General features: G+C 50.4%; 16 protein-coding genes and 6 pseudogenes. 18 read left to right on the top strand and 4 right to left on the bottom strand.

Annotated elements, in window-relative coordinates; all coding sequences use genetic code 11:
- Position 1 precedes the first annotated feature (1 nt).
- From MNO13_RS13255 to MNO13_RS13245, 3 genes are read right to left on the bottom strand one after another with little or no spacing between them, the layout of a single operon-like run.
- Entirely contained in the window at positions 2-1519 is a 1518-nt protein-coding gene (locus MNO13_RS13255) for a sugar ABC transporter ATP-binding protein (protein ID WP_241938860.1), read from the bottom strand.
- Positions 1519-2121, bottom strand: coding sequence for a DUF2291 family protein (locus MNO13_RS13250; RefSeq protein WP_241938859.1), 603 nt, complete (start codon positions 2119-2121; stop codon positions 1519-1521). The genes MNO13_RS13255 and MNO13_RS13250 overlap by 1 nt, the downstream gene beginning before the upstream one ends.
- Before the next feature lie 13 nt (positions 2122-2134).
- On the bottom strand, positions 2135-3076 hold the full coding sequence (locus MNO13_RS13245; protein WP_121813394.1) for a D-ribose ABC transporter substrate-binding protein: 942 nt from the start codon (positions 3074-3076) through the stop codon (positions 2135-2137).
- Positions 3077-3287: 211 nt separating this feature from the next.
- Here MNO13_RS13245 and MNO13_RS13240 point away from each other — a divergent pair, with 211 nt between their 5' ends.
- The 17 genes and pseudogenes from MNO13_RS13240 (at position 3288) to yncE (ending at position 21747) form a co-directional block, all read left to right on the top strand.
- The gene (locus tag MNO13_RS13240; RefSeq protein ID WP_121813395.1) at positions 3288-4232 is read left to right on the top strand and encodes a sugar-binding transcriptional regulator; all 945 of its coding nucleotides are present in this window, start codon (positions 3288-3290) and stop codon (positions 4230-4232) included.
- Between the two features lie 214 nt (positions 4233-4446).
- Complete coding sequence (gene aldA, locus MNO13_RS13235) at positions 4447-5886, top strand: aldehyde dehydrogenase (protein ID WP_232885931.1); 1440 nt, start codon at positions 4447-4449, stop codon at positions 5884-5886.
- 292 nt (positions 5887-6178) lie between these two features.
- Positions 6179-8287: a type VI secretion system Vgr family protein gene (locus tag MNO13_RS13230; protein WP_241938858.1), complete on the top strand. Its 2109-nt coding sequence runs from the start codon at positions 6179-6181 to the stop codon at positions 8285-8287.
- 56 nt (positions 8288-8343) lie between these two features.
- Positions 8344-12030, top strand: a pseudogene (locus MNO13_RS13225) (RHS element core protein); the annotation flags it as partial.
- On the top strand, positions 12007-12456 hold the full coding sequence (locus MNO13_RS24555) for a DUF4329 domain-containing protein (protein ID WP_074388572.1): 450 nt from the start codon (positions 12007-12009) through the stop codon (positions 12454-12456). The pseudogene MNO13_RS13225 and the gene MNO13_RS24555, both read left to right, overlap by 24 nt.
- Before the next feature lie 3 nt (positions 12457-12459).
- Positions 12460-12744, top strand: a complete 285-nt coding sequence (locus MNO13_RS13220; RefSeq protein WP_241938856.1) for an NTF2 fold immunity protein — start codon at positions 12460-12462, stop codon at positions 12742-12744.
- Positions 12745-12936: pseudogene (locus MNO13_RS24550) on the top strand (RHS repeat-associated core domain-containing protein); the annotation flags it as partial.
- Positions 12937-14166: 1230 nt separating this feature from the next.
- Positions 14167-14375 (top strand): annotated as a pseudogene (locus MNO13_RS24545) (hypothetical protein); the annotation flags it as partial.
- Between the two features lie 281 nt (positions 14376-14656).
- The gene (locus MNO13_RS13205) at positions 14657-15127 is read left to right on the top strand and encodes a hypothetical protein (RefSeq protein ID WP_241938854.1); all 471 of its coding nucleotides are present in this window, start codon (positions 14657-14659) and stop codon (positions 15125-15127) included.
- Positions 15128-15161: 34 nt separating this feature from the next.
- Positions 15162-15662: pseudogene (locus MNO13_RS24540) on the top strand (RHS repeat-associated core domain-containing protein); the annotation flags it as partial.
- 861 nt (positions 15663-16523) lie between these two features.
- Positions 16524-17093 (top strand): hypothetical protein, encoded by a 570-nt coding sequence (locus MNO13_RS13195; protein ID WP_241938853.1) that lies wholly within the window; start codon positions 16524-16526, stop codon positions 17091-17093.
- 79 nt (positions 17094-17172) lie between these two features.
- Positions 17173-17526 (top strand): hypothetical protein, encoded by a 354-nt coding sequence (locus tag MNO13_RS13190; RefSeq protein ID WP_232885926.1) that lies wholly within the window; start codon positions 17173-17175, stop codon positions 17524-17526.
- A 279-nt stretch (positions 17527-17805) separates the two neighbouring features.
- A pseudogene (locus MNO13_RS24590) lies at positions 17806-18801 on the top strand (RHS repeat-associated core domain-containing protein); the annotation flags it as partial.
- Positions 18794-19393, top strand: a complete 600-nt coding sequence (locus tag MNO13_RS13180) for a hypothetical protein (protein ID WP_241938852.1) — start codon at positions 18794-18796, stop codon at positions 19391-19393. The pseudogene MNO13_RS24590 and the gene MNO13_RS13180, both read left to right, overlap by 8 nt.
- Positions 19394-19420: 27 nt before the next feature.
- Positions 19421-19632: pseudogene (locus MNO13_RS13175) on the top strand (RHS repeat-associated core domain-containing protein); the annotation flags it as partial.
- Between the two features lie 163 nt (positions 19633-19795).
- On the top strand, positions 19796-20068 hold the full coding sequence (locus MNO13_RS13170) for a hypothetical protein (protein WP_133521411.1): 273 nt from the start codon (positions 19796-19798) through the stop codon (positions 20066-20068).
- A gap of 617 nt (positions 20069-20685) precedes the next feature.
- Positions 20686-21747: a 7-bladed beta-propeller protein YncE gene (gene yncE / locus MNO13_RS13165; protein WP_232885924.1), complete on the top strand. Its 1062-nt coding sequence runs from the start codon at positions 20686-20688 to the stop codon at positions 21745-21747.
- 100 nt (positions 21748-21847) lie between these two features.
- Here the strand turns inward: yncE and nifJ are convergent, their stop codons facing one another.
- The gene (gene nifJ / locus MNO13_RS13160) at positions 21848-25378 is read right to left on the bottom strand and encodes a pyruvate:ferredoxin (flavodoxin) oxidoreductase (RefSeq protein WP_241938851.1); all 3531 of its coding nucleotides are present in this window, start codon (positions 25376-25378) and stop codon (positions 21848-21850) included.
- Between the two features lie 287 nt (positions 25379-25665).
- Between nifJ and MNO13_RS13155 the strand changes: the two genes are divergently transcribed.
- The gene (locus MNO13_RS13155; RefSeq protein ID WP_064546958.1) at positions 25666-25947 is read left to right on the top strand and encodes a putative hemolysin; all 282 of its coding nucleotides are present in this window, start codon (positions 25666-25668) and stop codon (positions 25945-25947) included.
- The last annotated feature ends 1 nt before the right edge of the window (position 25948 follow it).

The following is a 25948-nucleotide window of genomic DNA, read 5'->3' as shown; positions in this document are numbered from 1 at the left end:
ATCAGAACCCTTGTGCACTAGCGGAAACCAATGCCGATTCTTCGGCGTGTTCGCGGGGAATATCAGCGGTAATTTTCCCGCCTGACATCACCAGAATGCGGTCGGAAACCGCCATGATCTCTTTGAGATCCGAGGTGGAAAACACCACCGCAATCCCTTGCTCCGAGAGCTGAACCATCATGCGGAACACGTCGGCTTTCGCGCCAACGTCGATTCCACGCGTCGGTTCATCGAGCAGTAGCAGTTTCGGGTTGGTCAACAGCGAGCGGCCAATCACCACTTTTTGCTGGTTCCCGCCGCTCAACGCCTGAATTTCCACATCAGGTGAGGAGACTTTTATCGATAAGTTGCCGATGGTGCTGGCGACCACCGCCGTTTCATCAAGCTGCGAAATCGCAAAACCTCGCTGTAAACGCCGCCATAAACTGGCAATCGTCAGGTTGCTGGCGACTGATGATATCGGGAAAATTCCGGTACGTTTGCGATCTTCAGGCACCAGACTCATTCCCATACGGATGCGTTCGGCGGTGGCAAGGCGCGGCGGCACCGGTTTGCTGTCGAGCCATAATTTGCCGAGGTAATTGCGTTGTGTACCCAACAGGCATTCGAACAATTCGGTGCGCCCGGCCCCCATCAGCCCATAAATACCGACGATTTCGCCCGCGCGGACCTGGAAGCTGACATCGTTAACCACCGTGTTGCCCGCTGAATTGACGCAGGTGATGTGTTCCGCTTCCAGAATGGCTGCGCCAAAATCACGCCCGGGCTTCAGGAAGCTGGACACCGGCTCGCTGCCCAACATTTCGCGCACAATCCACGGTACGTCGATATCACTGACCTGCGCTTCGGCCTGGAATTTGCCATCGCGTAGAATGGTAATCACATCGCCAATCGCCATTAACTCTTCCAGACGGTGCGAGATATAAATAATGGTGACGCCCTGGCGGGTAAGTTCGCGAATCACCCGGAACAGAATTTCCACTTCGGTTTTACTTAACGCCGAAGTCGGTTCATCAAGAATTAAGATGTCGGCGTCTTCGGCCAGTGCTTTGGCGATTTCAACCAGTTGCTGTTGGCCGACTTTCAGGTTTGCCACAATCTCTTTCGGCGAAATAGGCTGATCCAGGCGCTTGAGCAATTCCGCGCTGCGTGCCTGTTGCGTGGCTTCATCAATGGGCGACAAACCGTGTTGCAGTTCGCGCCCGAGGAAAATGTTTTCGGCAACCGTCAGATTTTCGAACAGGTTCAGTTCCTGGTGAACCATGCCGATGCCATGTGCGGCGGCCTGGCGCGTGCTGTTAAACTGCACCACTTCACCATTCAGACGGATTTCACCCACACTTGGTTGCTGAACGCCCGCCAGAATCTTCATTAGCGTCGATTTGCCCGCCCCGTTTTCACCGATGATGACGTTCACTTTGCCGCGCCAGACGTTGTAATCAATGTTGTCCAGCGCCACGGTGCCGGGGAACAGCATCGAAATACCACGGGTGTGCAGAATGATCGGATCTTGCGACATTATGGTTGCCCCCGTTCCAGTGAAACTGCTGCGGCATCGCTCAAGGTACCGTTGCGCAGGGTGACGGCCATCACCACCGTGATGGGTTGTTGTTGCCAGCTTTCATCTACTGTCGGCAAGTGTTTTGCCGCTTCGCGGTTGTAGGCTTTTGAGAGCTGCGCAAACTGCACCTGGTTGGTGAAATCTTCGAACTTGTAGCCGGTGGCGTCGCGAATGGCGTTACCGCGAATCATCGGCCCGACCTGCACTTGCAGTGGCTGATCATTAACAGTGACGGTCAATGTGCGTTCACGTTCGTTAGCCAGAGACACGCTGTCGACTTTGCCCTGAACCTTCACGAATACGCTTTCGTTATTGGCGCTGGCGGCACGGGTTTTCAGCGCGCTGCTGTCCAGCGCTTGTGTCTGCGCAGGCGTCATCACTTTGTTGTTCCAGGTTTGTTGCGCTATCTGCGCGGGTGTCTGGTTGGCGAAACTCGCTTTCGCATTCGGATCTGCAGGAATAATCGGTTGCCCGTTTTCATCCAGATCCACCACCCGGCAGGCAGTGAGCAACAGGGCACTGCAACATAACAGGCCAATACCCCATTGTTTGAGCGACATACAGCCTCCCGGATTACTTAGCCAGCTTGAAGGTTTTCAGCATCGATGCATTGCTGTCGTCAATTAACACGCAGTCCATCAGCTGTTTTTCCTGCAATTGCGGTTTACCGTTTTTCAGGTAGAAATCGGCTTGCACCACGGCCATTTGTGCCTGTTCCCAACCAGGTTGCAGCACGGTAGCTTTAATATTGCTCTTCGCGATAATTGAGTCGCGCACGTAGTCGCTGCCGTCAAAACCCACCACGATGACATTGGTTTTCCCGGCGGCTTTTAAGGCGGCTTCTGCGCCAAGCGCCATGGTGTCGTTACCGGAGATCACGCCAACGATGTCGGGCTGAGTCTGCAAAATGGACTCCATGCGGGTGAAGGCTTCGGTCTGACTCCAGTTAGCGGTTTGCTGCGCCACCATTTTCATATCCGGGTAGTCGTCGAGAATGTCGTGGTAGCCCTGTGAACGCACATGGGCGTTGGTATCTGACTGGCGGCCCAGCAGTTCAACATATTTGCCTTTGCCGTTAAGCAATTTGGCAAATTTATCAGCACCCAACTGCGCACCTTGATAGTTATTGGAAACAATCTGCGCCACGGCCACGCCGGTTTTGTTGATTTCACGGTCGATAAGGAACGTCGGTACTCCGGCGGCTTTCGCTTTTTCCAGCGGGCCGACGGTGGCATCTGCACCGGCGTTATCGAGAATGATGGCTTTCGCTTTACGGGCGATAGCGGTTTCAATCAGCTGGTTTTGTTTGTTTACATCATCGTCATGAGAGGCAACCAGCGTGGTGTAACCCAGCTCTTTTGCCTTCGCCATCGCACCGTCGGCTTCGGCTTTAAAGAATGGGTTGTCATGCGATGGGGTAATAATGGCAATCAGCCCATTATCAGCAGCATAGAGATTGGCAGATGAAGCAAGCAGTGCAGCAACGAGTGAGGTCTTGACCAGGGTAAATTTCATTTTTATCTCCACATTGAATATATATTCAAACATGATTTATTATTCAATGTAACGATATGCCCCGCTTATGGTTCTGTCCATGTGGAATCGATCAAAATGATAAAAAGGCGAATGTGATCACAAATCGTACGAATTAACGGTAAAAGGAATGCTGTCTTGTTATTTATGCAGGGTTGAATAAAAATATCAGGTAGAGAAACAGGAGGCGCTCATGTCAAAGCAGGACGAACAACGTTTGTTGGTCAAGATCGCGACGCTCTACTTTGTAGAAGGGATGAAGCAGTCAGAAATCGCCGGGTTATTGCACCTGTCGCAGTCATTTGTCTCACGCGCCATCACACGCTGCCAGAAAGAGGGCGTGGTAAAGATCAGTGTTATCCAGCCCGCTAATATTTTTCTTTCGCTCGAACAGGCGCTGGAGAAAAAATACGGAATTCGCCAGGCGATTGTGGTGGATGTGGACGAGTCGGCACCCGCCGCGCAAATCAAGCATGCGATTGGCAGTGCTGCCGCGCATTATGTCGAAACGCGTTTGCGGCCAAACGATTTGGTCGGTATCTCTTCCTGGAGTTCGACCATTCGTGCGATGGTCGATGAGCTGCACCCGCAGAGCATTAAAGCGCGCGGCGTGATTCAACTGCTCGGCGGCGTGGGGCCGAACGGTAACGTGCAAGCAACCATTCTGACGCAAAACCTGGCGGCACAACTCGATTGCCCGGCCTGGCTGCTGCCATCGCAAAGTATTGAGCATTCCGTTGAAGAGCGAGCAAAACTGGTCGCCAGCGATGATGTCGCCGAAGTGGTGAATAAATTCGCCGAAGTGGACGTGGCTATTCTCGGTATCGGTGAGCTTGAGCCGTCTCAGCTGCTGAAAAACTCAGGCAACTATTATGGCGAAGCGATGCTGAAAACCCTGGCCGAACGCGGTGCGGTGGGGGATATCTGCCTGCATTATTTCAATGCGCAGGGCGAGCCGGTTTTGAGCAAAGAAGAAGACCCGGTTATCGGCATGGAGCTCAGCCAGGTCCGCGACTGCCCGCATGTAGTGGCGCTTGCAGGCGGAAATGACAAGGCTAATGCCATTCGTGGTGCACTACACGGCGGCTATATCGACGTGCTGATCACCGACTACCCGACCGCCAGCCAACTGCTGTAATTCCCCTTTGATGACCGTTTTCAGGTGAGCACGCTGAAAACGGTCATTTTCAACTTTCTGAGTTGCCGCGAAATCGTTTTATTTCCGGCGTTTTTATTGAGAACCATCACAGAACATGACCATTTTGCCCGAATGACTATTTTTGCTACCTAAAGTATTCACATGCTATTTACATCTATGAAACATAACAGCAGTGAACGCGAAGGAGCCAGTCATGACAGCACCTGTACAACACCCAATGTATATTGATGGTCAATTTGTTCAATGGCAGGGCGATAAGTGGATTGATGTGATCAATCCTGCTACTGAAGCACTGATTTCACGCATTCCTGATGGGGGAGCCCAGCAAGCTCGCGATGCCATTGACGCGGCAGCAAAAGCGCAAGCGGGTTGGGAAGCATTGCCCGCCATTGAACGTGCCGGATGGCTGCGTAAAATTTCTGCCGGTATTCGCGAACGAGCGAAATCAATCAGCGCGCTGATTGTGGCGGAAGGTGGCAAAACCCAACAACTGGCGGAAGTGGAAGTGGCCTTCACCGCGGATTATCTCGACTACATGTCCGAGTGGGCGCGCCGTTACGAAGGCGAAATTCTGCAAAGTGACCGCCCGGGTGAAAATATTCTGGTGTTTAAACGAGCGTTAGGCGTGACGACCGGTATTTTGCCGTGGAACTTCCCGTTCTTCCTGATTGCCCGCAAACTTGCCCCCGCGCTGATTACTGGCAACACCATCGTTATCAAACCGAGCGAATTCACGCCAAACAACGCTATCGCTTTTGCGGAAATTGTCCACGATATCGGGCTGCCAAAAGGGGTGTTTAACCTGGTTCTGGGGCGCGGTGAAACGGTAGGGCAAGAATTAGCGGGCAACCCGAAAGTGGCGATGGTCAGCATGACGGGCAGCGTTGGCGCGGGTGAGAAAATCATGGCGGCAGCGGCCAAAAACATCACCAAGGTGTGCCTGGAATTAGGCGGCAAAGCACCTGCTATTGTGATGGACGATGCCGATCTTGATATCGCGGTGAAAGCGATTGTTGATTCACGCATGATCAACACCGGGCAGGTATGCAACTGTGTGGAGCGTGTGTATGTGCAAAAGGGCATTTACGACGAATTTATTACTCGCCTGAGCGAGGCCTTTAAACAGGTGAGTTTTGGTGATACTGGCGAGCGTAACGATGTTTCGATGGGGCCATTGATTAACGCCGCAGCACTTGAACGTGTCGAGCAGAAAGTGGCGCGTGCGGTCAGCGAAGGCGCGCGTGTGGTGCTGGGCGGTAAAGCACCAGAAGGGAAAGGGTACTTCTACCCGCCAACGCTGCTGGTGGATGTTCGCCAGGAAATGGCAATTATGCACGATGAAACCTTCGGCCCGGTACTGCCAGTGACCACATTTGAAACGCTGGAACAAGCACTTGAGATGGCTAATGACAGCGATTACGGACTGACATCCTCGGTGTATACGCGTGATTTAAATGTCGCGATGAAAGCGATTAAAGGGCTGAAATTCGGCGAAACCTACGTCAACCGTGAAAACTTTGAAGCAATGCAGGGCTTCCACGCGGGCTGGCGTAAATCGGGTATTGGTGGTGCCGATGGCCGCCACGGACTGAATGAGTATCTGCAAACGCAAATGGTCTATTTGCAGGTGTAATGATTTGTTATACAGGGAAGCTACGGCTTCCCTGTACTCCTCGCACCTGACTCCTTGTCCGCCGTTTGGATTTAAGTCAAAACGATTAATTCACAGCCCGAATTCATTTGTTGGATTCATATCTATAACTAATTAAACTATTGATATATAAGTGATATGTTTGTCTATTTTTTGATTTTCAACCTGAAAAACTGACCGCGGTCACACTATAAAAAACCAGACTGCTTATTCTTCTTCACCTGTTAACCATGTTTATCATTTGTCCGGCAGCGCGTCGGCACAGGGAAGAATTATGTCAGTAAAAGGACTGCGTTTTACGCTACAGGTGGCGGGGCTTGAGCCGGACACCTTTGCGGTGGTGAGTTTCTTCCTCCGCCAGCATTATTCCTCCTCCTTTATCCTCGACGTCGATGTTGTCAGCGACTCCTTCCGCCAGACTGCCGAACAGTTACTCGAGCAGAATGCCACGCTGACGGTCTGGCAGGGTGCCACCGCCGTGCGCCATGTCAGCGGCATTATTGCCACCTTCGGCATGAGCGAGAACAACGGCTGGCAGATGCGCTACCGTTTCCGCATTCATCCTCCCCTGTGGCGCTGTGGCCTGCGCCAGAACTTCCGTATTTTTCAGCAGCAGGATATCCGAACCATCACCGCCACGTTGCTGGCGGAAAACGGCGTCACGGACTGGACCTCCTCCTTTTATGAGAGCCATCCGGCACGGGAATTCTGCGTTCAGTACGGGGAAACTGACCTGGATTTTCTGGCAAGACTGTGGGCCGAGGAAGGCATCAGCTTCTTCGATGACGCCTCAGCGCAGGTGCAGAAACTGACGCTGTGTGATGACGCAGCTGGCCTGGTCCGCGCAGAAAATACCTTTCCCTTTAACCCGAATACCCCGGACGTGACCAGGGAGTGCATCAGCGTGTTTCGTTACGAAGCGAACGTGCTGCCGTCTTCGGTCATGAGCCAGGATTACACCTTTAAGGTACCGGACTGGCCGGGGAGGTATAACCACAAGGCCGACAGCCTGAACGGCCAGCGCGCACAGTATGAAATTTATGATTATCCGGGGCGTTTCAAGGATGAGCAGCACGGCCGGGATTTTACCCGTTACAAAACCGAGGGCTGCCGCAATCAGGCGGAAACCGCCACGGGGACCAGCACGTCAGCGACGTTATGGCCGGGGGTGTGTTTCACCCTTTCCGGTCACCCGATAAAGGCCCAGAACCGGGAATGGCAGGTGGTGAACAGTATCCTGACCGGTGACCAGCCGCAGGCGCTGCATGGCAGTCGCGGTGAGGGCACCACCCTCATCAACCAGTTCAGTGTGATGCCCGCTACACGCACCTGGCGTCCGGCCCCGCGCTTCAAACCGAAAGTCGATGGCCCGCAGAGTGCGGTGGTGACCGGCCCGCCGGGGGAGGAGATTTTCTGTGACGAACACGGGCGGGTGCGGGTGAAATTCCGCTGGGACCGTTATCACGGCGGCACGGAAGACAGCTCGTGCTGGATACGGGTGTCACAGGGGTGGGCCGGTGCCGGGTTTGGCCACCTGGCGATACCGCGTGTCGGCCAGGAAGTGATAGTCGATTTCCTCAACGGTGACCCGGACCAGCCGATAGTGATGGGGCGGACTTATCATGAATTTAACGCTTCACCGGGAGACCTGCCGGGAACGAAAACGCAGATGACTCTCCGCTCAAAAACCTACAAGGGCAGCGGGTTTAACGAACTGCGCTTTGATGACGCGACCTCAGCGGAGCAGCTGTACCTCCATGCGCAGAAGAACATGGACACTGAAGTGCTCAATAACCGCACCACCGATGTGAAAGTCAACCATAGCGAAACCATCGGTGGCAACCAGGTCATCACCGTGAAGCAAAACCAGCTGCAGACGGTGGTGCAGAACCAGAAAGAAATCGTGGGGCAAAACCAGAGTATCACCGTCGGCCAGAACCAGTCGGAGACGGTGGGTATTGTCCGCGCGCTGACCGTGGGGCTGGCTTACCAGACCACCGTCGGGGGCGTGATGAACACCTCGGTGGCGCTGACGCAGTCCTCACAGGTGGGGATACAGAAATCGCTGGTGGTCGGTAAGGGGTATCACGTCAGCGTCGGGGAGAATGTCACCTTCACGGTGGGTAAAAACCGCACCGAGAGCACCGGCAAAGTGGCGGTGTATTCCGCAGGTGAGCATCTGGAACTGCGCTGCGGGATGGCGAGGCTGGTGCTGACGAAGGACGGGAAAATCTTCCTCAACGGCACCGCCATTAATCTGCAGGGTGTGCAGAGCGTCAGCGGCGATGCCCTGATGATTAACTGGAACTGCGGTCTGACGGACAATCCGCCGGAAGCACCGGAGGCGGACAGCCGCCAGCCGCCGGACATGCGGCAGTTCTGAACGGCAGCCCCGCGTAACCATCAATTTTCAGTTCATGTAAACAGAAGGATTTGTGTATGACCGGTAAACCCGCGGCACGGATGGGTGACATGACGGCAATGGGCGGCCCGATAGTTCAGGGCTCCCCAGGGGTGATGATTGGCGCACCAACCGGGGTGGCCTGCTCGGTGTGCCCGGGCGGCAGAACCTCCGGCCACCCGGTGAACCCGCTGCTGGGGGCCAAGGTACTGCCCGGCGAAACCGACCTTGCCCTGCCGGGGCCGCTGCCGCTGGTGCTTTCCCGTACCTACAGCAGTTATCAGACCCGGACGCCGGCGCCGGTGGGCGTGTTTGGCCCCGGCTGGAAAGCGCCTTTTGATGTGCGCTTACAGATACGTGATAACGCCCTGATACTCAATGACAACGGCGGCAGAAGCCTGCACTTTACTCCGTTGTTTCCGGGGGAGGTGGCGCTCAGCCGCAGTGAATCCCTCTGGCTGGCGCGGGGGGGCGTGGCCGCCCTGCAGGATAACCACCCGCTGTATGCCCTCTGGCGGGCACTCCCGGAAGACCTTCGCCTGAGCCCCCATCGCTACCTCGCCACCAGCAGCCCGCAGGGGCCGTGGTGGGTGCTCGGCGGGTGTGAGCGCATCCCCGCCGTGGATGAGGTGCTGCCCGCGCCGCTGCCGCCGTACCGGATACTGACCGGGATGGTGGATAATGTCGGGCACAGGATGACCTTTCACCGCGAGGTTGCCGGTGAATTCAGCGGTGACATCACCGGTGTCACCGATGGCGCAGGCCGCCGTTTCCGGCTGGTGCTGACCACGCAGGCACAGCGTGCAGAACAGGCCCGGAAACAAAAACAGCCGCCTTTCCCGGAGGCGTTGCCCGCCACCGGTTACGGCACCGACACCGGTGTGCGCCTGGCGGAAGTGTGGCTCACCCGTGACCCGCTTTACCCGGATAACCTGCCGGCTGAGCCGCTGGTGCGCTATCACTATTCCCCGCGGGGCGAGCTGGCCGGGGTGGATGACCGCAGCGGCACCGCCGTGCGCGCCTTCACGTATGATGCACTGCATTCCGGAAGGATGGTGGCGCACCGTTACGCCGGTCGCCCGGAGATGCGTTATGTCTATGACGCTGACGGGCGGGTGACGGAACAGCGCAACCCCGCAGGGCTAAGCTACACCTACCGCTATGAGCAGAATCGCGTCACCACCACCGACAGCCTGAACCGCCGCGAGGTGCTGCACACCGACGGTGAAGGCGGCATGAAACGGGTGGTCAAACAGGAATTTGCCGACGGCAGCCTCACCCGCAGCGAGTTCGATCCGGCCGGCAGACTGGTGGCGCAGACGGATGCGGCGGGACGCACAACGCAGTACCGGCTGAGCCCCGGCAGCGGCCAGCTGACGGAGACCGTCGCCCCGGATGGCCGCCGCACGGCGTTTTACTACAACCGCCAGCAGCAGCTGACCAGCACGGTTCACCCGGACGGACTGAAAAGCCGGCGTGACTATGATGAGCACGGCAGGCTGACCGGCGAAGTGCAGCGGGACGGCAGTGTGACGCGTTATGGTTATGATGATCCGCACAGCGAATATCCCACCACCCGCGACGATGCCACTGGCAGCCGCCTGATGAGCTGGAGCCGCTACGGCCAGCTTCTGACGTACACCGACTGCTCGGGCTATGAAACCCGCTATGAATATGACCGGTTCGGGCAACTGAGTGCCGTGCATCAGGAAGAAGGCCTCAGCCGCTACCGGGCTTACGATGCGCGCGGCAGGCTGGTCAGTCAGCAGGACGCGCAGGGCAGGCAGACGCGTTATGAATACAACGTCGCCGGTGACCTCACCGCCGTGATGTCCCCGGACGGCCGCCGCACCACCACGGCGTATGATGCGTGGGGTAACGTGGTCAGCACCACCCAGGGCGGGCTGACACGCCGGATGGAGCACGACCCGGCCGGGCGTGTCACGGCACTGATGAACGAGAACGGTGCCACCACCACCTTTGGGTACGATGTGCTGGACCGGCTGACGCAGGAAAGCGGCTTTGACGGCAGAACGCAGCGTTACCACTACGGCCCCACCGGGCAGCTCATCCGCAGCGAAGATGAACAGCTTGTCACGCACTGGCATTACGATGAGGCAGACCGCCTGACACACCGCACGGTGAATGACGAACCGGCAGAACAGTGGGGCTACAACGAACGGGGCTGGCTGGCGGACATCAGCCATCTCAGCGCCGGACAGCAGGTGGCGGTTCACTACGGTTACGACAGCCGGGGGCGGCTTATCAGTGAGCGCCAGACGGTGCATGATCCGGCAACGCAGGCGCTGCTCTGGCAGCACGAGACAAAACAGGCCTACAGTGAGCAGGGGCTGATGAACCGGTTTAAGCCGGATAACCTGCCGCCGGTGGCGTGGCTGACCTACGGCAGCGGGTATCTGGCGGGCATGAAGTTCGGTGACACACCGCTGATGGACTTCACCCGTGACCGCCTGCACCGCGAGACACAGCGCACCTTCGGGGATTATGCGCTGACGACGGCCTGGACGCCCGCCGGGCAGTTACAGCACCATCACCTGAGCCTCCCTCAGCTTAACCGCGATTACGGCTGGAATGCAGACGGGCAGCTGACCGGTATCCGCGGGCCGCATGAGCAGCGCGATTACCGGTATGACGGAGCCGGACGGTTACTCAGCACCCAGATAACCTCCGCGCAGCATACGCTGTCGCAACTGAGCCTGAGTGACCCGGCGGGCAACCGGGTGGCGGACAGGAAGGCCTTCCCGGCACTGCCGCAGAGCTGGCCGGCTAACCGCATCAGCGAAGATGCGCACTGTTTTTACCATTACGACGGGCACGGCAGGCTGACTGAAAAAGACGAACGGCGCATTCACCCGCACGGCAGCATCACGCACCACTACGGCTATGACCACCAGCACCGGCTGACGCATTACCGGCGGATGCAGAACGGCAACATGCTGACAGAGAGCCGTTATGCTTATGATCCGCTGGGCCGCCGCATCCGCAAACAGGTGTGGCAGGGAGAGGCATATGATGGCGGCTGGTACGTGCCGACAGAGCCTGCGGAAAGCGTGTGGTACGGCCAGGAGGGCGACCGGCTGACCACCACGCAGACGGATAAATCGCGTATCCAGACGGTGTACCTGCCGGGAAGTTTCACGCCTCTGCTGCGGGTGGAGACGGCAACAGCTGCGCTGGAAAAAACCGTACGCCGCACGCTGGCGGAGAAACTGCAGCAGGACGCGGGGCTGGTGCTGATGCCGGAGCTGGTGACGCTGCTGGATAACCTGGAGCGGGAGCTGCGCAGCGGCCAGCTCAGTGACCAGAGCCGCCAGTGGCTGACGCAGTGCGGGCTGAGCGTGGAGCAGATGGAAAAGCAGCTGGAGCCGGAACACACGCCGGAGAGAAAAATCCATCTTTACCACTGCGACCACCGGGGACTGCCGCTGGCGCTGATTGATGAAGCAGGAGCGATAGCCTGGCAGGCCGAATACGATGAATGGGGCAATCAGCTGTCGGAGGAGAACCCGCATCATCTGCAACAGCTCATTCGTCTGCCGGGCCAGCAGGCTGATGAAGAGACGGGATTGTATTACAACCGCCACCGTTATTATGACCCGCAACAGGGGCGGTATATTACCCAGGATCCTATTGGGTTGAGTGGTGGGTGGAATGTTTATGTTTATCCGCTAGATCCTGTAATGAATAGTGACTCTCTGGGATTAAAGTCAAAGGAGTATTCATTATCAATAGATAAGGCGGCCCAAAATATATTAAATAAAATCAACGGGAGATCAATTTGTGAGAGTTCAGAATATGCAGGGTTAATATGTTCAAAACAAGTTGGTATAGATGAGTTTTATTATGCAAGCGCTCCCAATAAAGGTAATCAAGATACATCGTGGCCATTTAAAAGTCCATGTGATGATAATGATCATGAAGTTGCGTGGTATCATACACACGGTTCATTTGATCCTAAATACGGAATTGGGAATGAAACTTTTTCTACTGATGACTTTTCCATTTCCATTGGGCATGGTATAGATGGATACTTGGCAACGCCGAAAGGTGATTTTCGAAAATATAACTACAATGAAAGTAGCAGCAGTTCCATAAATCATAATATGCCATCTCAATGCAATAAGGAGTGAAATATGAAGGGGCTGTTTGTTTTTTTATTGTTACCCTTGTGTTCATTTGCGTCTTTTTATAAAGATATTGTCTCAACGTCTATTTTTGCAGAAGAGTTGGCTTTTGTATATGTAAAAAACATATATGGGGAAGATGCGGCCATTAACCAAAAACCATATAAAATTGTAGAACAAAAAAACTCATGGATAGTAAAAGGTCGTGAAGAGAAAGATAGAGCTGGAGGGAGTTTTTTTATTGAAATAGCAAAAAAAAATGGTGAGATAGAAGATTTATATCATACAAAATAACAACCATTCCATTTTCCGGACCAACAGGCTGATGAAGAGACGGGGTTATATTACAACCGCCACCGTTATTACGACCCGCAACAGGGGCGGTATATTACCCAGGATCCTATTGGGTTGAGGGGGGGGAATGTTTACTCTTATGTTTATAATGATCCACTTGGTTTTGTTGACCCGTTAGGGCTAGATATTTGGATTGAAACTCAAGGGCCAGATGAACCTGCACTTCATCAAAGTGTAAACGTAGGGTTGCCTGATGGCAGTTATAACTCGTACAGTTACGCTATGGGCTCTTTTCCCTATGGAGAGGTTTATAATGATATGAAGCATGGTGGGAAAATTGAAATGTATAAAAAAACAACAAAAGAACAGGATGCAGCTTTTAATAAAGCAATGAAAGATCAAATAGGGGAGCATGGCTATTATGGATATGATGATATTTGTCGTAGCTGGAGTCAACGTCAATTTAACTCAGCTCCTGGGAATAAGGAAACTCCACCTGAACGTAAAAATGTAATTGTTACAATGGGTGGGTTTGATTTATCATCGAAAGGGAGTAGTTCTAGAGGTAGCGGAACCTCTCGATGAGAAATTTTATATTTATTTTAGGGTTGTTTTTTTCTATCACTGCATGGATTTCTGATAATATTACTGTAGTGAATGAAAATACCTACAATATACTTTTCTTTATAGCTATAGTCGCAGTTTTTCTATCCATCCTTGCATGGTTGTATTTATCTATAAAAAAGGGATGGTTGTGGGTTTTCTCTTTCATATTTGTATTTAATGGGGTGGATATTATTTTTGATGTATGCACTCGTTTTTTTCATTGTTTATTATGACTCGCAGCATGGACGGTGTATTACCCAGTGCTCTCTCAGAATGATGCGTATGACTCTTTACATTTTTCACCGAAGGATCTTAACGGGATAAAATATGATGGGGTGGGTAATCATGATTATGTTGGTTATTTATCGACACCAAATAATAAGTATTATAAATTCACCCCGCAAACAGAAAGAAAGGTGTAAATGAAATAAAGTGGGATGGCTTTTTTATTTGTTGGTTTATTACAATACCGTTAAAGTGTTTGGATGAGAAAACTATTTTCTTGGGCGAAACACAATCAAAAATAATGGATGTGGCCTTTGAATATTTCAGAAACAATGTAAATTGGAATTTACTTAACACTATGATAATTGATGGTGCTGAAGATATGCATATCACCTTCTACTGTAAATCCGATTCAGGAGAGACTCGTGGTAGAGGTGATATGAAAATTATTTATGTTAATTAAAAAATTAATTTTAGAATTAACATAAATAAGAATCGTGGCAAGTGAAAGAGGCTGTGAATGATAACTAGGTGGCAGTATGATGTGCCGTAGGCCAAGGCGAGTAACATGAGCCGGAAAAGGGATAGGATATCACCTCTAATCCGATAGAGTTGAAAGGGGGATGGAATTTGTACCAATACATATTAATCCTGTCACAAATACAGATCCTTTGGGGTTAATAGAAGTTCTTCCAGGCCCGATACCTTTCCCAGTCCCATGGTCAAATAGCCCTGCACAGAAGGAGGCCAATGATAATGCTGTAAAAGCATTAACAAAATGGTTGAATGAAGTATTTAGTGATAGTGAGGAAGAAGAATGCCCTCCATGCAATCCACCTGCGGGAGAAAAATATAATATTGATATTCATTATCAGGCTCATACAGGAAGAGGTTTAAATGATGGTTCTCATGGATGTGAAATTCTAACTGGAAACCCAACGCATTGGCATTATGATGTAAATAATCAGAATCCGAAAACATGTAGATGTTACCCCCAGGAACATGTTTTTGGCGGATGTGGTACACCTTAGTGTCTACTGGCACATGATCTTGAACCTTAATTTTATTTGGGAGTTTTATTATGGGTATTAACTTGGTCAATGATTGTCAATTTCATGATAATTTAATTCATGGGGTTTCATTTGCTTCAGATGTTGGTGATTTTAGCTCTGACATTCATTTCGACATTGATCACATACTGGAATGGCTATGCTGTTCTAAAAATATGGACGAATCAATGTTCTCGGTTTCAAGGGCATTACTTAAGTTTCATGATGTAAGTGATTTAATACTTGACTTGTCATGGGGCGAAACCCAATACGGTAAGTTTACTGGTTTCAGATCGGGTGTATTTATCCTGGATGTTAAAAAAGAGAAGGTGGAATCACTACTCGCGAAGGATGATGGAAGTTATTATAAATGGCAAATATTGACAAATAATAAAAATAGTATCATTCAGTTTGGTGCATCATCAATGTCATTAGAGTTAATTGGCACGCCCAAGATAGTAAATAGGCAATATTTAATAAACAGTGAACGAAGAGTTGAATAATTCAATCCACGACAACATTATAACTGCCACCATGATTGCGGAGAAACTGCAGCAGGACGCGGGACTGATGCCGGAGCTGGTGACGCTGCTGGATAACCTGGAGCGGGAGCTGCGTAGCGGCCAGCTCAGTGACCAGAGCCACCAGTGGCTGACGCAGTGCGGGCTGAGCGTGGAGCTGATGGAAAAGCAGCTGGAGCCGGAACACACCCTGGAGAGAAAAATCCATCTTTACCACTGCGACCACCGGGGACTGCCGCTGGCGCTGATTGACGAAACAGGAGCGATAGCCTGGCAGGCCGAATACGATGAATGGGGCAATCAGCTGACAGAAGAAAACCCGTATCATCTGCAACAACTCATTCGTCTGCCGGGTCAGCAGGCTGATGAAGAGACAGGATTGTATTACAACCGCCACCGTTATTATGACCCGCAGCAGGGGCGGTATATTACCCAGGATCCTATTGGGTTGGCGGGTGGGATGAATTTGTATGTTTATCCACTGAATCCAAACAAGAATATTGATCCTTTAGGATTAGAACCATTTACTGGTATTGATATGGGGGCAGGGATCAATGAACGAGCTTCTCTGGGTGAATGGATGACTGGGCATGGGGATTCTCCGGAGGAAATAAGTAAAGCTATGGCGCCATTTTTACCACCAAATCCTATGTCAAGAGAGTGTCGGGCATCTGGAACAGCTGCGTTAGGTACTGGTGTATCAGGATCTGTTTCAGCTAATGAAAATACAGGTGTTAGTGGGCTTGGCAGCATTCCAGTTGCTGCTGTTGGCGCACGCGCAAGTGCGACATGTGGGCTGAAATTTAGAGACCCTAAAGCTAAGGATTTAAAAGCAGCTGCTGGCTTTTCTATTGGATTCGGAATTGCAAGTATTGAGATAATGCAGACATCAACATGGCCAGAAGTATACATTGGTGCTGGGCCTGGGGCTGGCCCAGAACTTAAAATCCCATACAATCCTAATGTATCTGTACCATTTTTCTAGGTAGGGTAAATATGTGTGAAGAAATTAGAATTGCCAGAATTATTGTGTTCTTTATTATATTTTCATTGGCTTTAATTGCCGTCTTTTCAGGAATGAATTTTTGCAAGAGGAAAAACATAGATTTTAATACAATCACTGGTATGTTTGAAATGTATGCTCGGGTATTTAAATTTGAAGATAAGATGTTTTCTTTCTTGATGCTAATTTGCATGTACGGAGGTGCTTTGCTCGGGATAATTATGATCGGTATCAGTTTTTGGGCCGAAGGGAAAGGATGTGTGTTCCCAACGCAACATAATAAATAACCATCAATGCAGAGGTGTTAGTGTAACTTAAAAGGTCTGGAGAGTATTTTGTACGGAAGGATATGTTGGGTTGAGGGGTGGGTGGAATTTGTATGCATATCCGCTGGATCCAGTTAAGGGAGTAGATCCATTAGGGCTGATTACATTTAGTGGTGCATTTGGTAAGGAGGCTGGTTCAGCAGTGAATGCTGCTTCCGAAGGCTATATGTCATACGAAGAAGCATCGGCAACAATAGATGCGGCAAATGGACCAACATATTCACCATTACTATTTTCAGTTAGTGCTGATGCCGGCGTATCTGGTTATGGAGTATTTGGTGGAAGTTTTTCTGGTGGAGTTCTTACCGGAAATGGCGATAAAGGATTGGATTTATGTTCGTATCTTATGGCATGTCAGGGAGTTGGGGGCGTTGCTGCGGGTGCTATTTCTCTATCAGGTACTATCAGTAATGCACCTCCCAGCAGTGGCATGACTATTCTTTCCGGGGCAACGACCGATGTTGGCTTTATTATTAATGGTTCTACGACTGGCTTGGTTGAAATAAATGGCAGTAATGGTCCTATAAATCTTTCTGCTACCCTTGCTGCTGGGGTGGGAGGGGGAACATTCTCAGGTGGTATAACTTGCCAACAATATACTCGCTGTATAGTTAATTGAGATAAATATTATGATTAATAGAAAGATATTGTATTGCTTTGTTTTTTTTCTGCCTTTAGTAGGGTGTAATGATACTAATGTGAATATTGCTAAAGAGAAAGTGCAAGAATTTCATGTTAAATATAATGAAAAAGAATTTGATGTTATTTATGATACGATTTTGTCTAAAGAGTTTAAAGAATCTATGAATAGGGATAATGGTGTTCCATTTATGAGCAATGTGTATGATATATTTGGGGGTTATCAGAATAGTGAATTAAAAAAAACTAACGTAATCACAGGGTTTATTGGTGGTGAAAAAATAGAATTATTTTATTATTCTAACTATAAAAAATATACCGTAAATGAATTATTTGTTCTGAAAAAAGAAAATGATAGTTATAAAATAATTAAAGTAGAATATTCTAATACTCAAGTGAGGAGTGGTAAATAGATTTCATAGCATTGATAACATATGTGAATTTACCATGTTCTAATGAAAATACATGATCAATTGACAATGTTTAACTGATGACAAATAGAGATAAGCTGAATCAGAAAATACGGCCCGCTGCAGAGAGTATTTTTCAGTTCATGTAAACAAAAGGATTTATGTATGACCGGTAAACCCGCGGCACGGTGGGCGACATGACGGCAACAGCCGCGCTGGAAAAAGCCGTACGCTGGCGGAGAAACTGCAGCAGGACGCGGGGCTGGGTGCTGATGCAGTGGCCAGCTCAGTGACCAGAGCCGCCAGTGGCTGACGCAGTGCGGGCTGAGCGTGGAGCAGATGGAAAAGCAGCTGGAGCCGGAACACACGCCGGAAAGAAAAATCCATCTTTACCACTGCGACCACCGGGGACTGCCGCTGGCGCTGATTGATGAAACCGGAGCGATAGCCTGGCAGGCAGAATACGATGAATGGGGTAATCAGCTGGCGGAGGAGAACCCGTATCATCTGCAACAGCTCATTCGTCTGCCGGGTCAGCAGGCTGATGAAGAGACGGGATTGTATTACAACCGCCACCGTTATTATGACCCGCAACAGGGGCGGTATATTACCCAGGATCCTATTGGGTTGAATGGTGGGTGGAATTTATATTGCTATACATCGAATCCAGTACAGCAAAGTGACCCATTAGGTCTTAGTGATAATTGGGGAACCTTTTTTTCATTGGGAACTGTAGGTGGAGTTGACTATGGTGAAGCCGCGGAGTCTGCAGGACCCCGTTTATCATCTGATGAATCGGTTAGAGCATTAAGCAATATGGCATCCACTGAAGGAGCGTGGACTCCAGGTTCTGAATATGCAAAAGCATGGGCAATTAATACGCCAATTACTGGGTTGACAGCTATATATGGGGCAGCGGCATCTTTAGTGAATATTTTAAAGAGTAGCACCATTTTTTGTTCTGCAAATGTAACATATCAATTGGTTGAATATGGAGAGGTAAATCCTTCTGATGCTTTCGCCGCTGCATTGACCGGCGTTTTCTATTCTGGACGTTCACTTGGTGCCAATACATTGATCGCCTCAGGGATTGCTTATTTGAATACTGGGAGTAACGGTGGCGCTGTCGGTGCAGGGACTGGATCATTCGTAAGTGGTCTTCTGGGGAAAATACCTTTGTTGTCAAATGTTATTGGTGATTATGCGACAGGATTAATTTCCGAAGGCACCAGTGATAATGTGGGGAGTTCAATGAAAAAGGATAATGATAATGATTAAAATGTATTTTTTTAAACGCTGTAATAATTTCAATGAAAATATTTCCATGGCCTCATACATATTGATATCTGCTTTGTCAGCTTTCCTTGCTATTATTGTGGTAATTGGCGCAATCTATTACTTTAATGGGGCGCGGGGGCATTATGATGGCGGGTATACACTAAAGGTTTTAAAATTAATTTTCATAAGCGGTTTTTTTGCAATTCTTTATAGTTCTGTGACATTTTATTTTGATAAGAGAAAGGTTAAGGGGGTGATTAATGAATTTAAACATGAATACAATAATATGGATTGTGATAAAGGAATGTGTGTTACAAGGAGTATGGATGAAAAATCTATTCCTGACACCTTGAAAGAAATTAAAAAAAGAAAAGTTCATGATAGAGAGTTGAGAGAATTAAACATTCAGTCTATAAGTGTTACAGTGACAGGGATAAATATGAGGAGAATGGAATACAGGGTTTTTTGTATTTCCATGTACTCTTCAGAGCGAAGTGAGAATATTTACTTTAATTTTTATACAATAAATAGCGGAGATCTAATGTTGAGGAATATAGAATTCTCAGTTGATATTGTACAGGTTGAAGTGTGAGATTAAGCGGGAGAATGACTGGCGTAATGGGGCAACCAGCTGGCGGAGGAGAACCCGAGTTGATCCGTCTGCCGGACCAACAGGCTGATGAGGAGACGGGGTTATATTACAACCGCCATCGTTATTATGACCCGCAACAGGGGCGATATATTACCCAGGATCCGATTGGGCTGGCGGGTGGGTGGAATGGGTATACAGATCCACTGAATCCTACTAAGTATATAGATCCATTGGGATTAACTAAAACCGCTCAGTCGTATATCGTTAGTAGAGATCTAGCAGCTCTTGGTGATGAGGCTAGATCTCGTTGGAATCCACTTACACATACGTTTACAGTAACGACAGATGGTCAGGGAATATATTGCATACGTATAGTTGGGGGAATGATGAAAATTTAAAAGGGTGGAATTTAGATCAACCATCGATATAAAAACAGCCAGAGAAGCATTGGATAATGATTTGTCCAAGCCAACACTGGCCGAAAATTATTGTGTGGAACAGGCATATAATGAATTAAATAAGAAAGGAAATGAACATATAAATTTATTCATTGCAAGGAATTGTAAGCAAGAAACAAATAAATTATTATTGGAAGCAATGTCTATTTTTACTAATGGCCGTTGGGGAGCGTCACCGTTTCCACCGAAACCAGGTATATATGGGTATTCATATTGATTATGAAAAATATATTTTTGAGTTTGTTAATCGCCGCTGGTGTTAGCATGGTTTCTGTTATTATCTATACGGAATTCATTAGCTTATATGGTAAGGGGTGTTATTTTTTCTATGTTAAATTATTTTTTGCATTGAGTATTATTGGTGGTGGAGGGGGGGGTCTATTGCATTTTATACACAATAAAAAAGGAAGGTTTTATTTGTAGTGTTGCTTACGGAGTCCTCACCTCGTTTATGATATTTTTTTTGATCTGGTTTATTATTGTAAATACTTATGGATCATAGCTTTCAATAATTAAAAGAAATGGATCGAAATATGGTCATGATCGCAGGTAAGTCGTACTGATAAATGCTTAGGACGGCACTGACTGGCGGGCAGAACTGAACCCGTGGGGCAGCAGTATTTAATGATTTTGCCGATTCTTTGGTTTGTCGTTCCTGGCAAAGGTTGCCTTGTGATGGTGGTTAATTAAGTTGATTAACCCTTGTGTCATTCCATTTAAATGAGAATCATTTACTTTTGTTGGCGGAAATGATAATAATTATCAACAGTGCTTTGAGCTATAGCTAATATCCTGTTAGTTATAGCTTTTTACTTACTATTGATAAGGATATTCATGTCTGCTTTACCACAAACTCGTTTACGCGTACTGCCTGCATTAATGCTTTCCAGCCTGCTGTTTTCCAGTTCATTATTTGCTGATACCTCGTTTACCGTTGAAAGAAAACCGGTCGGTAAAGGCGCGTATGAAATGGCCTATAGTGCGGATCAATCGGCCTTGTACGTTGCCACTTCGCAAAGCCGCAAACTGGATAAAGGCGGGGTGGTTTATCGTCTTGACCCGGCAACCCTCGAAGTGACGCAGGCGATTCATAACAACCTGAAGCCGTTTGGTGTGGCGTTTAACAAAACCACCGGCACCTTATTCCTGGGTAACACCACCAGCAGCGCGGTGACCGCCATCAACAGCAAAACAGGGGATGTGATTAATTCATTGGTGGTTGATGAAACCAAACGTAGCGAAACGGTGCGCCCGCTGGCTCCACGGCAGTTAGTGGTCAACGAGGCTACCAACACGCTGTATATGGGCGGGTTGGGGGAGTCCAGCGTACTGTGGGTGATTGATGGCGCAACGCTTGAAATGCGCGATACGATTAAAGATCTCGGCAAAATGGCGACCGGCCTGGCAATTGATGAGCAAGCGGCACGCATTTATATGACCAATGCCGACAATGAATTTATCGTCATCGACAGCAAAACCAACAAGGTTATTTCGCGCACCAGGCTGGATACCGAAGGTGAGCATTTTTATCTGAATATTGCGCTGGATAAGGCAAACAACCGTGCGTTTATCAGCGATTCCAAGACACCGCAGCTACTGGTTGTGGATACCAAAACCAGCAAAGTGCTGAACAAAGTGGATGTGCCGCTGGGTCTGGATGTGTTGTTCAACCCGACGCGCAACGAAGTCTACGTGACGCATCGCAAAGCCGGTAAAGTCAGCGTGATTGATGCGAAAAGCTACAAAGTGCTGGAGACTATTGACACGCCTGCATTGCCAAATAGCCTGGCGTTGTCACCAGATGGGCAGCAGTTGTTTGTTAGCGTGAAGCAGCCGGGCAGCCGCGAAAAAGAGCCGACCAGCCCGGATGATATTTTACGTATTAGTTTTAACTAGGCTGTGATGAAAATGGTGGATGACGCTAATCGCTTATCCACCCTACAAAGCCAAAATCGTAGGTCGGATTAGCGCAGCGACATCCGACATTTTCACGGACTCACTCGCTGTCCGCTTTCTCCGCTTTGCCTGCCATTTGCGCCAGGAAATCGTAGCGTTTTTGCAAATCTGCAGCGGCATCTTTCCAAAGCTGTTCGGCAACTTCTGGCTGCTGCGCGTTCAGGCGGCGGAAGCGCTGTTCTTTCATTAGCGTATCGGCCAGCGCATCAGATGGCGGACGCGAATCCAGCGCCAGCGGCAATTTACCTTCGTCGGCACGACGCGGATCATAGCGATAAAGTGGCCAGAAACCCGTTGCGGTGAGCTGGCGCATTTGATCATGGCTGAGTGCCAAATCGTAGCCGTGTTCTTCGCAAGGGCTGTAGGCGATTATCAGCGACGGGCCGGGATAAGATTCGGCTTCCTGAATCGCTTTCACGGTTTGGTTAAGTTGTGCGCCGAGTGAAATCTGCGCCACATAAACATGCCCGTACATCATCATGCTAACGCCGAGATCTTTACGCGCTTTACGCTTGCCGTGTTCGCCAAACTTAGTGACTGCACCCAGCGGTGTCGCTTTCGATGCCTGGCCGCCAGTGTTGGAGTAGCACTGGGTATCCAGCACCAGAATATTGACGTTTTCGGTCAGGCTTAACACATGATCCAGGCCGCCAAAACCGATGTCATACGCCCAGCCGTCACCACCAATCAGCCAGATAGATTTTTCAACCATGGCGTCAGCGTCGGTGATTAACTGGCGCGCGTCCGGGTCGTCGATATTCGCCAGATGTTTGCGCAGTTCAATAACCTGCTCGCGGCGCACTTCTGGCGTGGCTTCGGTGTGAAGCTGCTCATTAAGTTCAGCGGGCAGTTGGTCGGCAAATTTATCGACCAGACGCATCACGCGGGCGCGGTGCTGGTCAACGGTTAAGCGGAAACCGAGGCCAAATTCGGCGTTATCTTCAAACAGTGAGTTTGCCCACGCCGGGCCGCGTCCGTTGCCGTCGGTGGTGTACGGCGTTGAAGGCAAGTTACCGCCATAAATTGACGAGCAACCGGTGGCGTTGGCAATCAACATGCGGTCGCCATACAGCTGAGTCAGCAATTTAATGTACGGTGTTTCGCCACAGCCGGAACACGCGCCTGAATATTCAAACAGCGGTTGAAGCAGCTGCGAAGTACGGATATCAATGCGCTCGAGGCTGGTGCGCTCCATTTCCGGCAGACTGAGGAAGAAGTCGTAATTCTCTTTTTCTTCTTCAACATGTTCAAGGCGCGACATCATATTGATGGCCTTGATTTCCGGGTTCTGGCGGTCTTTCGCCGGGCAAACTTCGACGCACAAGTTACAGCCGGTGCAATCTTCAGGTGCTACCTGCAATACGTATTTCTGCCCACGCATATCGCGGGATTTCACATCCAGCGATTGCAATCCGGCAGGGGCGTTTTCCATCGCTTCAGGTTGCACCACTTTGGCACGAATGGCTGAATGCGGGCAGGCGGCAACGCAGTGGTTACACTGGGTACAAATATCTGGCTTCCAGATGGGGATTTCTTCGGCGATGTTGCGTTTTTCCCACTGCGTGGTGCCCATCGGCCAGGTGCCGTCTGGCGGCAGCGCGGAAACAGGTAGCGCGTCGCCGAGTCCTGCAAGCATCGCGGCGGTGACGGTTTTGACGAAATCAGGTGCCGCATCGGAAACCACTGGTGGGCGCATTGGGCTGCTTTCGTTCACTTCCTGCAATGTCACTTCAGCCAGCGATTCACGCGCCAGGGCTAATGCCTGCCAGTTACGTTCCACCAGTTCCTGGCCTTTGCTGCTGTAGCTTTTGGCAATGGCACCTTGCAGTTCTGCCAGTGCGCTGTCACCAGGCAGGATATTGGTCAGATGGAAGAATGCCATCTGCATGACGGTGTTGATACGCGCGCCAAGCTGGCATTCACGGGCGATTTTTGCCGCATTGACCACAAAGAAGCGCGCTTTTTTCTGGTTCAGGACAGCCTGCACTTCTTGCGGCAGGCGATGCCACACTTCGTCCGCGCCATACGGCGTGTTGAGCAGGAAAATACCACCCGGTTTCAGGCGCTCGGTCATCTGATATTTGTCGATAAACTGCAACTGGTGGCAGCCAACAAAATCTGCTTTATCAATCAGGTAGGTCGAGTTAATCGGCTGCTCGCTGACGCGCAGGTGAGAAACGGTCAGGCCGCCTGCTTTTTTCGAGTCATAGACGAAATAACCCTGGGTGAAGAACGGCGTCGAGTTACCGATGATTTTGATATTGTTTTTGGTAGCTGACACGCTGCCGTCGCTGCCCAGCCCGTAAAACAGCGCTTCAAGTTTGGCACGGTTCGGCAGGGTGTTTTCCGGCAACGGTAACGACAAATTGGTGACATCGTCGTAAATACCGACCGTAAAGCGTGGGCGCGGTTTGGCTTGGGTCAGTTCGTTAAATACCGCTAGCACGCAATCCGGGCCAAACTCTTTGGACGAAAGGCCGTAACGCCCGCCAATCACGCGAGGTAGCGTTTCACGCTCGCCACGGTTAAAGGCTTCGGCAAGGGAAGTCATCACGTCAAGATACAGCGGTTCGGCCAGTGCGCCGGGTTCTTTGGTGCGGTCGAGCACTGCAATCTGGCGTGCGCTTTCTGGCAATACTTCCAGCAAATGGTCGGCGGAGAAAGGGCGGAACAGGCGAACTTTCAGCACACCCACTTTTTCGCCGCGCGTCAGCAGTTCATCAACCACTTCCTCGCAGGTGCCAATAGCTGAACCCATCAGGATAATGACGCGTTCGGCTTGCGGGTGGCCGTAATATTCAAACGGGCGATACTGGCGACCCGTGGCGGCGGCAAAGCTGTCCATCGCTTGTTCGACGTGTTGGTAAACTGCGTCGTACCACAAATTACTGGCTTCGCGGGACTGGAAATAAGTGTCCGGGTTGGCGGAGGTCCCACGGATAACCGGATGTTCAGGATTGAGCGCACGGGCGCGGTGTTCATCAATCTCTTTTTGCGGCAGCAGTTCCAGGATGGTGCTGTCAGCCAGCGGGACGATTTTGTTGATTTCATGCGAGGTGCGGAAACCATCGAAGAAATGAATAAAAGGCACCCGGCTTTTCAGTGTGGCGATATGCGAAATCAATGCTAAGTCTTGCGCTTCTTGCACGCTGCTGGCACATAACATCGCGCAACCGGTCTGGCGAATCGCCATCACATCCGAGTGATCGCCAAAGATAGACAGCGCATGGGTTGCAATGGTGCGGGCCGCCACATGCAGTACAAACGGCGTTAATTGTCCGGCCAGTTTGTAGAGTGTCGGGATCATCAGCAGTAAACCCTGCGATGAAGTAAATGAGGTGGAAAGGGCACCTGTTTGCAGCGCGCCGTGAACCGCGGCAATCGCTCCCGCTTCGGACTGCATTTCTACCACGCGAGGGATATCTCCCCAGATGTTTTTCCTGCCATCTCCAGACCAGGCATCAGCAAGTTCCGCCATAGTTGAGCTGGGAGTTATCGGGTAGATGGCAATTACTTCACTGGCGCGAAACGCCACAGAAGCGACTGCACCATTGCCGTCAATTGTGATCATGGGACACCCTTACATTGCGCAACAAAATAAACATGAATAGACCCGCATGCCTGCGCGAGTCGAAGAATAATCATTTAATTCTAGCAAACCCCACAGAAGGTGATTTTCGCTTTTGTGTCCTGTGTTGAGCTTTGATTGAGGTCGTGAAAAGGAAAGATGCCGATGTTTTGCGCAATTAAGTGATCCACTTTGCAAAATCACACACTTTTTATGGCTTTGTGGCCTCGACGGAACACAGCGGCAGCCTTATGCTTCTTAGGTTTTGCAACATTCAGGAGAGAAGAGTCATGCGAGCTGCGTTTTTAGCCGGTTGTGCCGCGCTGTTATTATCAACCTCATTGTTGTCGGCATGCAGTAGTGAACCACCTCAACAAGCCACCGCGGCTCACGTACCGCCGGGTATGCGCGCAGCGATGTCCAGCCAGGGGCAAGCAAGTTGTGCAATGATTGGTGGTTCGCTGAGCGTTGCTCGTCAGCTAGATGGAACGGCAATCGGGATGTGCGCAATGCCGAACGGCAAACGCTGTAGTGAAAACGCGCTTGCCGCCGGAACGTGTGGGGCTTATTAGT

This window comes from Buttiauxella ferragutiae (genome assembly GCF_022637515.1).
GTDB classification, from domain to species: Bacteria; Pseudomonadota; Gammaproteobacteria; order Enterobacterales; family Enterobacteriaceae; genus Buttiauxella; species Buttiauxella ferragutiae.
The sequence above is the reverse complement of the archived record's forward strand: the minus strand, read 5'-3'. Positions and strand labels throughout refer to the sequence as shown.

Coding starts and splice junctions, on each gene's coding strand:
- nifJ (WP_241938851.1), bottom strand. CDS start 25,378: ATGATCACAATTGACGGCAATGGTGCAGTCGCTTCTGTGGCGTTTCGC.
- aldA (WP_232885931.1), top strand. CDS start 4,447: ATGACAGCACCTGTACAACACCCAATGTATATTGATGGTCAATTTGTT.
- MNO13_RS13255 (WP_241938860.1), bottom strand. CDS start 1,519: ATGTCGCAAGATCCGATCATTCTGCACACCCGTGGTATTTCGATGCTG.
- yncE (WP_232885924.1), top strand. CDS start 20,686: ATGTCTGCTTTACCACAAACTCGTTTACGCGTACTGCCTGCATTAATG.
- MNO13_RS13245 (WP_121813394.1), bottom strand. CDS start 3,076: ATGAAATTTACCCTGGTCAAGACCTCACTCGTTGCTGCACTGCTTGCT.
- MNO13_RS13205 (WP_241938854.1), top strand. CDS start 14,657: ATGGGTATTAACTTGGTCAATGATTGTCAATTTCATGATAATTTAATT.
- MNO13_RS24555 (WP_074388572.1), top strand. CDS start 12,007: ATGAATAGTGACTCTCTGGGATTAAAGTCAAAGGAGTATTCATTATCA.
- MNO13_RS13180 (WP_241938852.1), top strand. CDS start 18,794: ATGATTAAAATGTATTTTTTTAAACGCTGTAATAATTTCAATGAAAAT.
- MNO13_RS13250 (WP_241938859.1), bottom strand. CDS start 2,121: ATGTCGCTCAAACAATGGGGTATTGGCCTGTTATGTTGCAGTGCCCTG.
- MNO13_RS13240 (WP_121813395.1), top strand. CDS start 3,288: ATGTCAAAGCAGGACGAACAACGTTTGTTGGTCAAGATCGCGACGCTC.
- MNO13_RS13155 (WP_064546958.1), top strand. CDS start 25,666: ATGCGAGCTGCGTTTTTAGCCGGTTGTGCCGCGCTGTTATTATCAACC.
- MNO13_RS13220 (WP_241938856.1), top strand. CDS start 12,460: ATGAAGGGGCTGTTTGTTTTTTTATTGTTACCCTTGTGTTCATTTGCG.
- MNO13_RS13230 (WP_241938858.1), top strand. CDS start 6,179: ATGTCAGTAAAAGGACTGCGTTTTACGCTACAGGTGGCGGGGCTTGAG.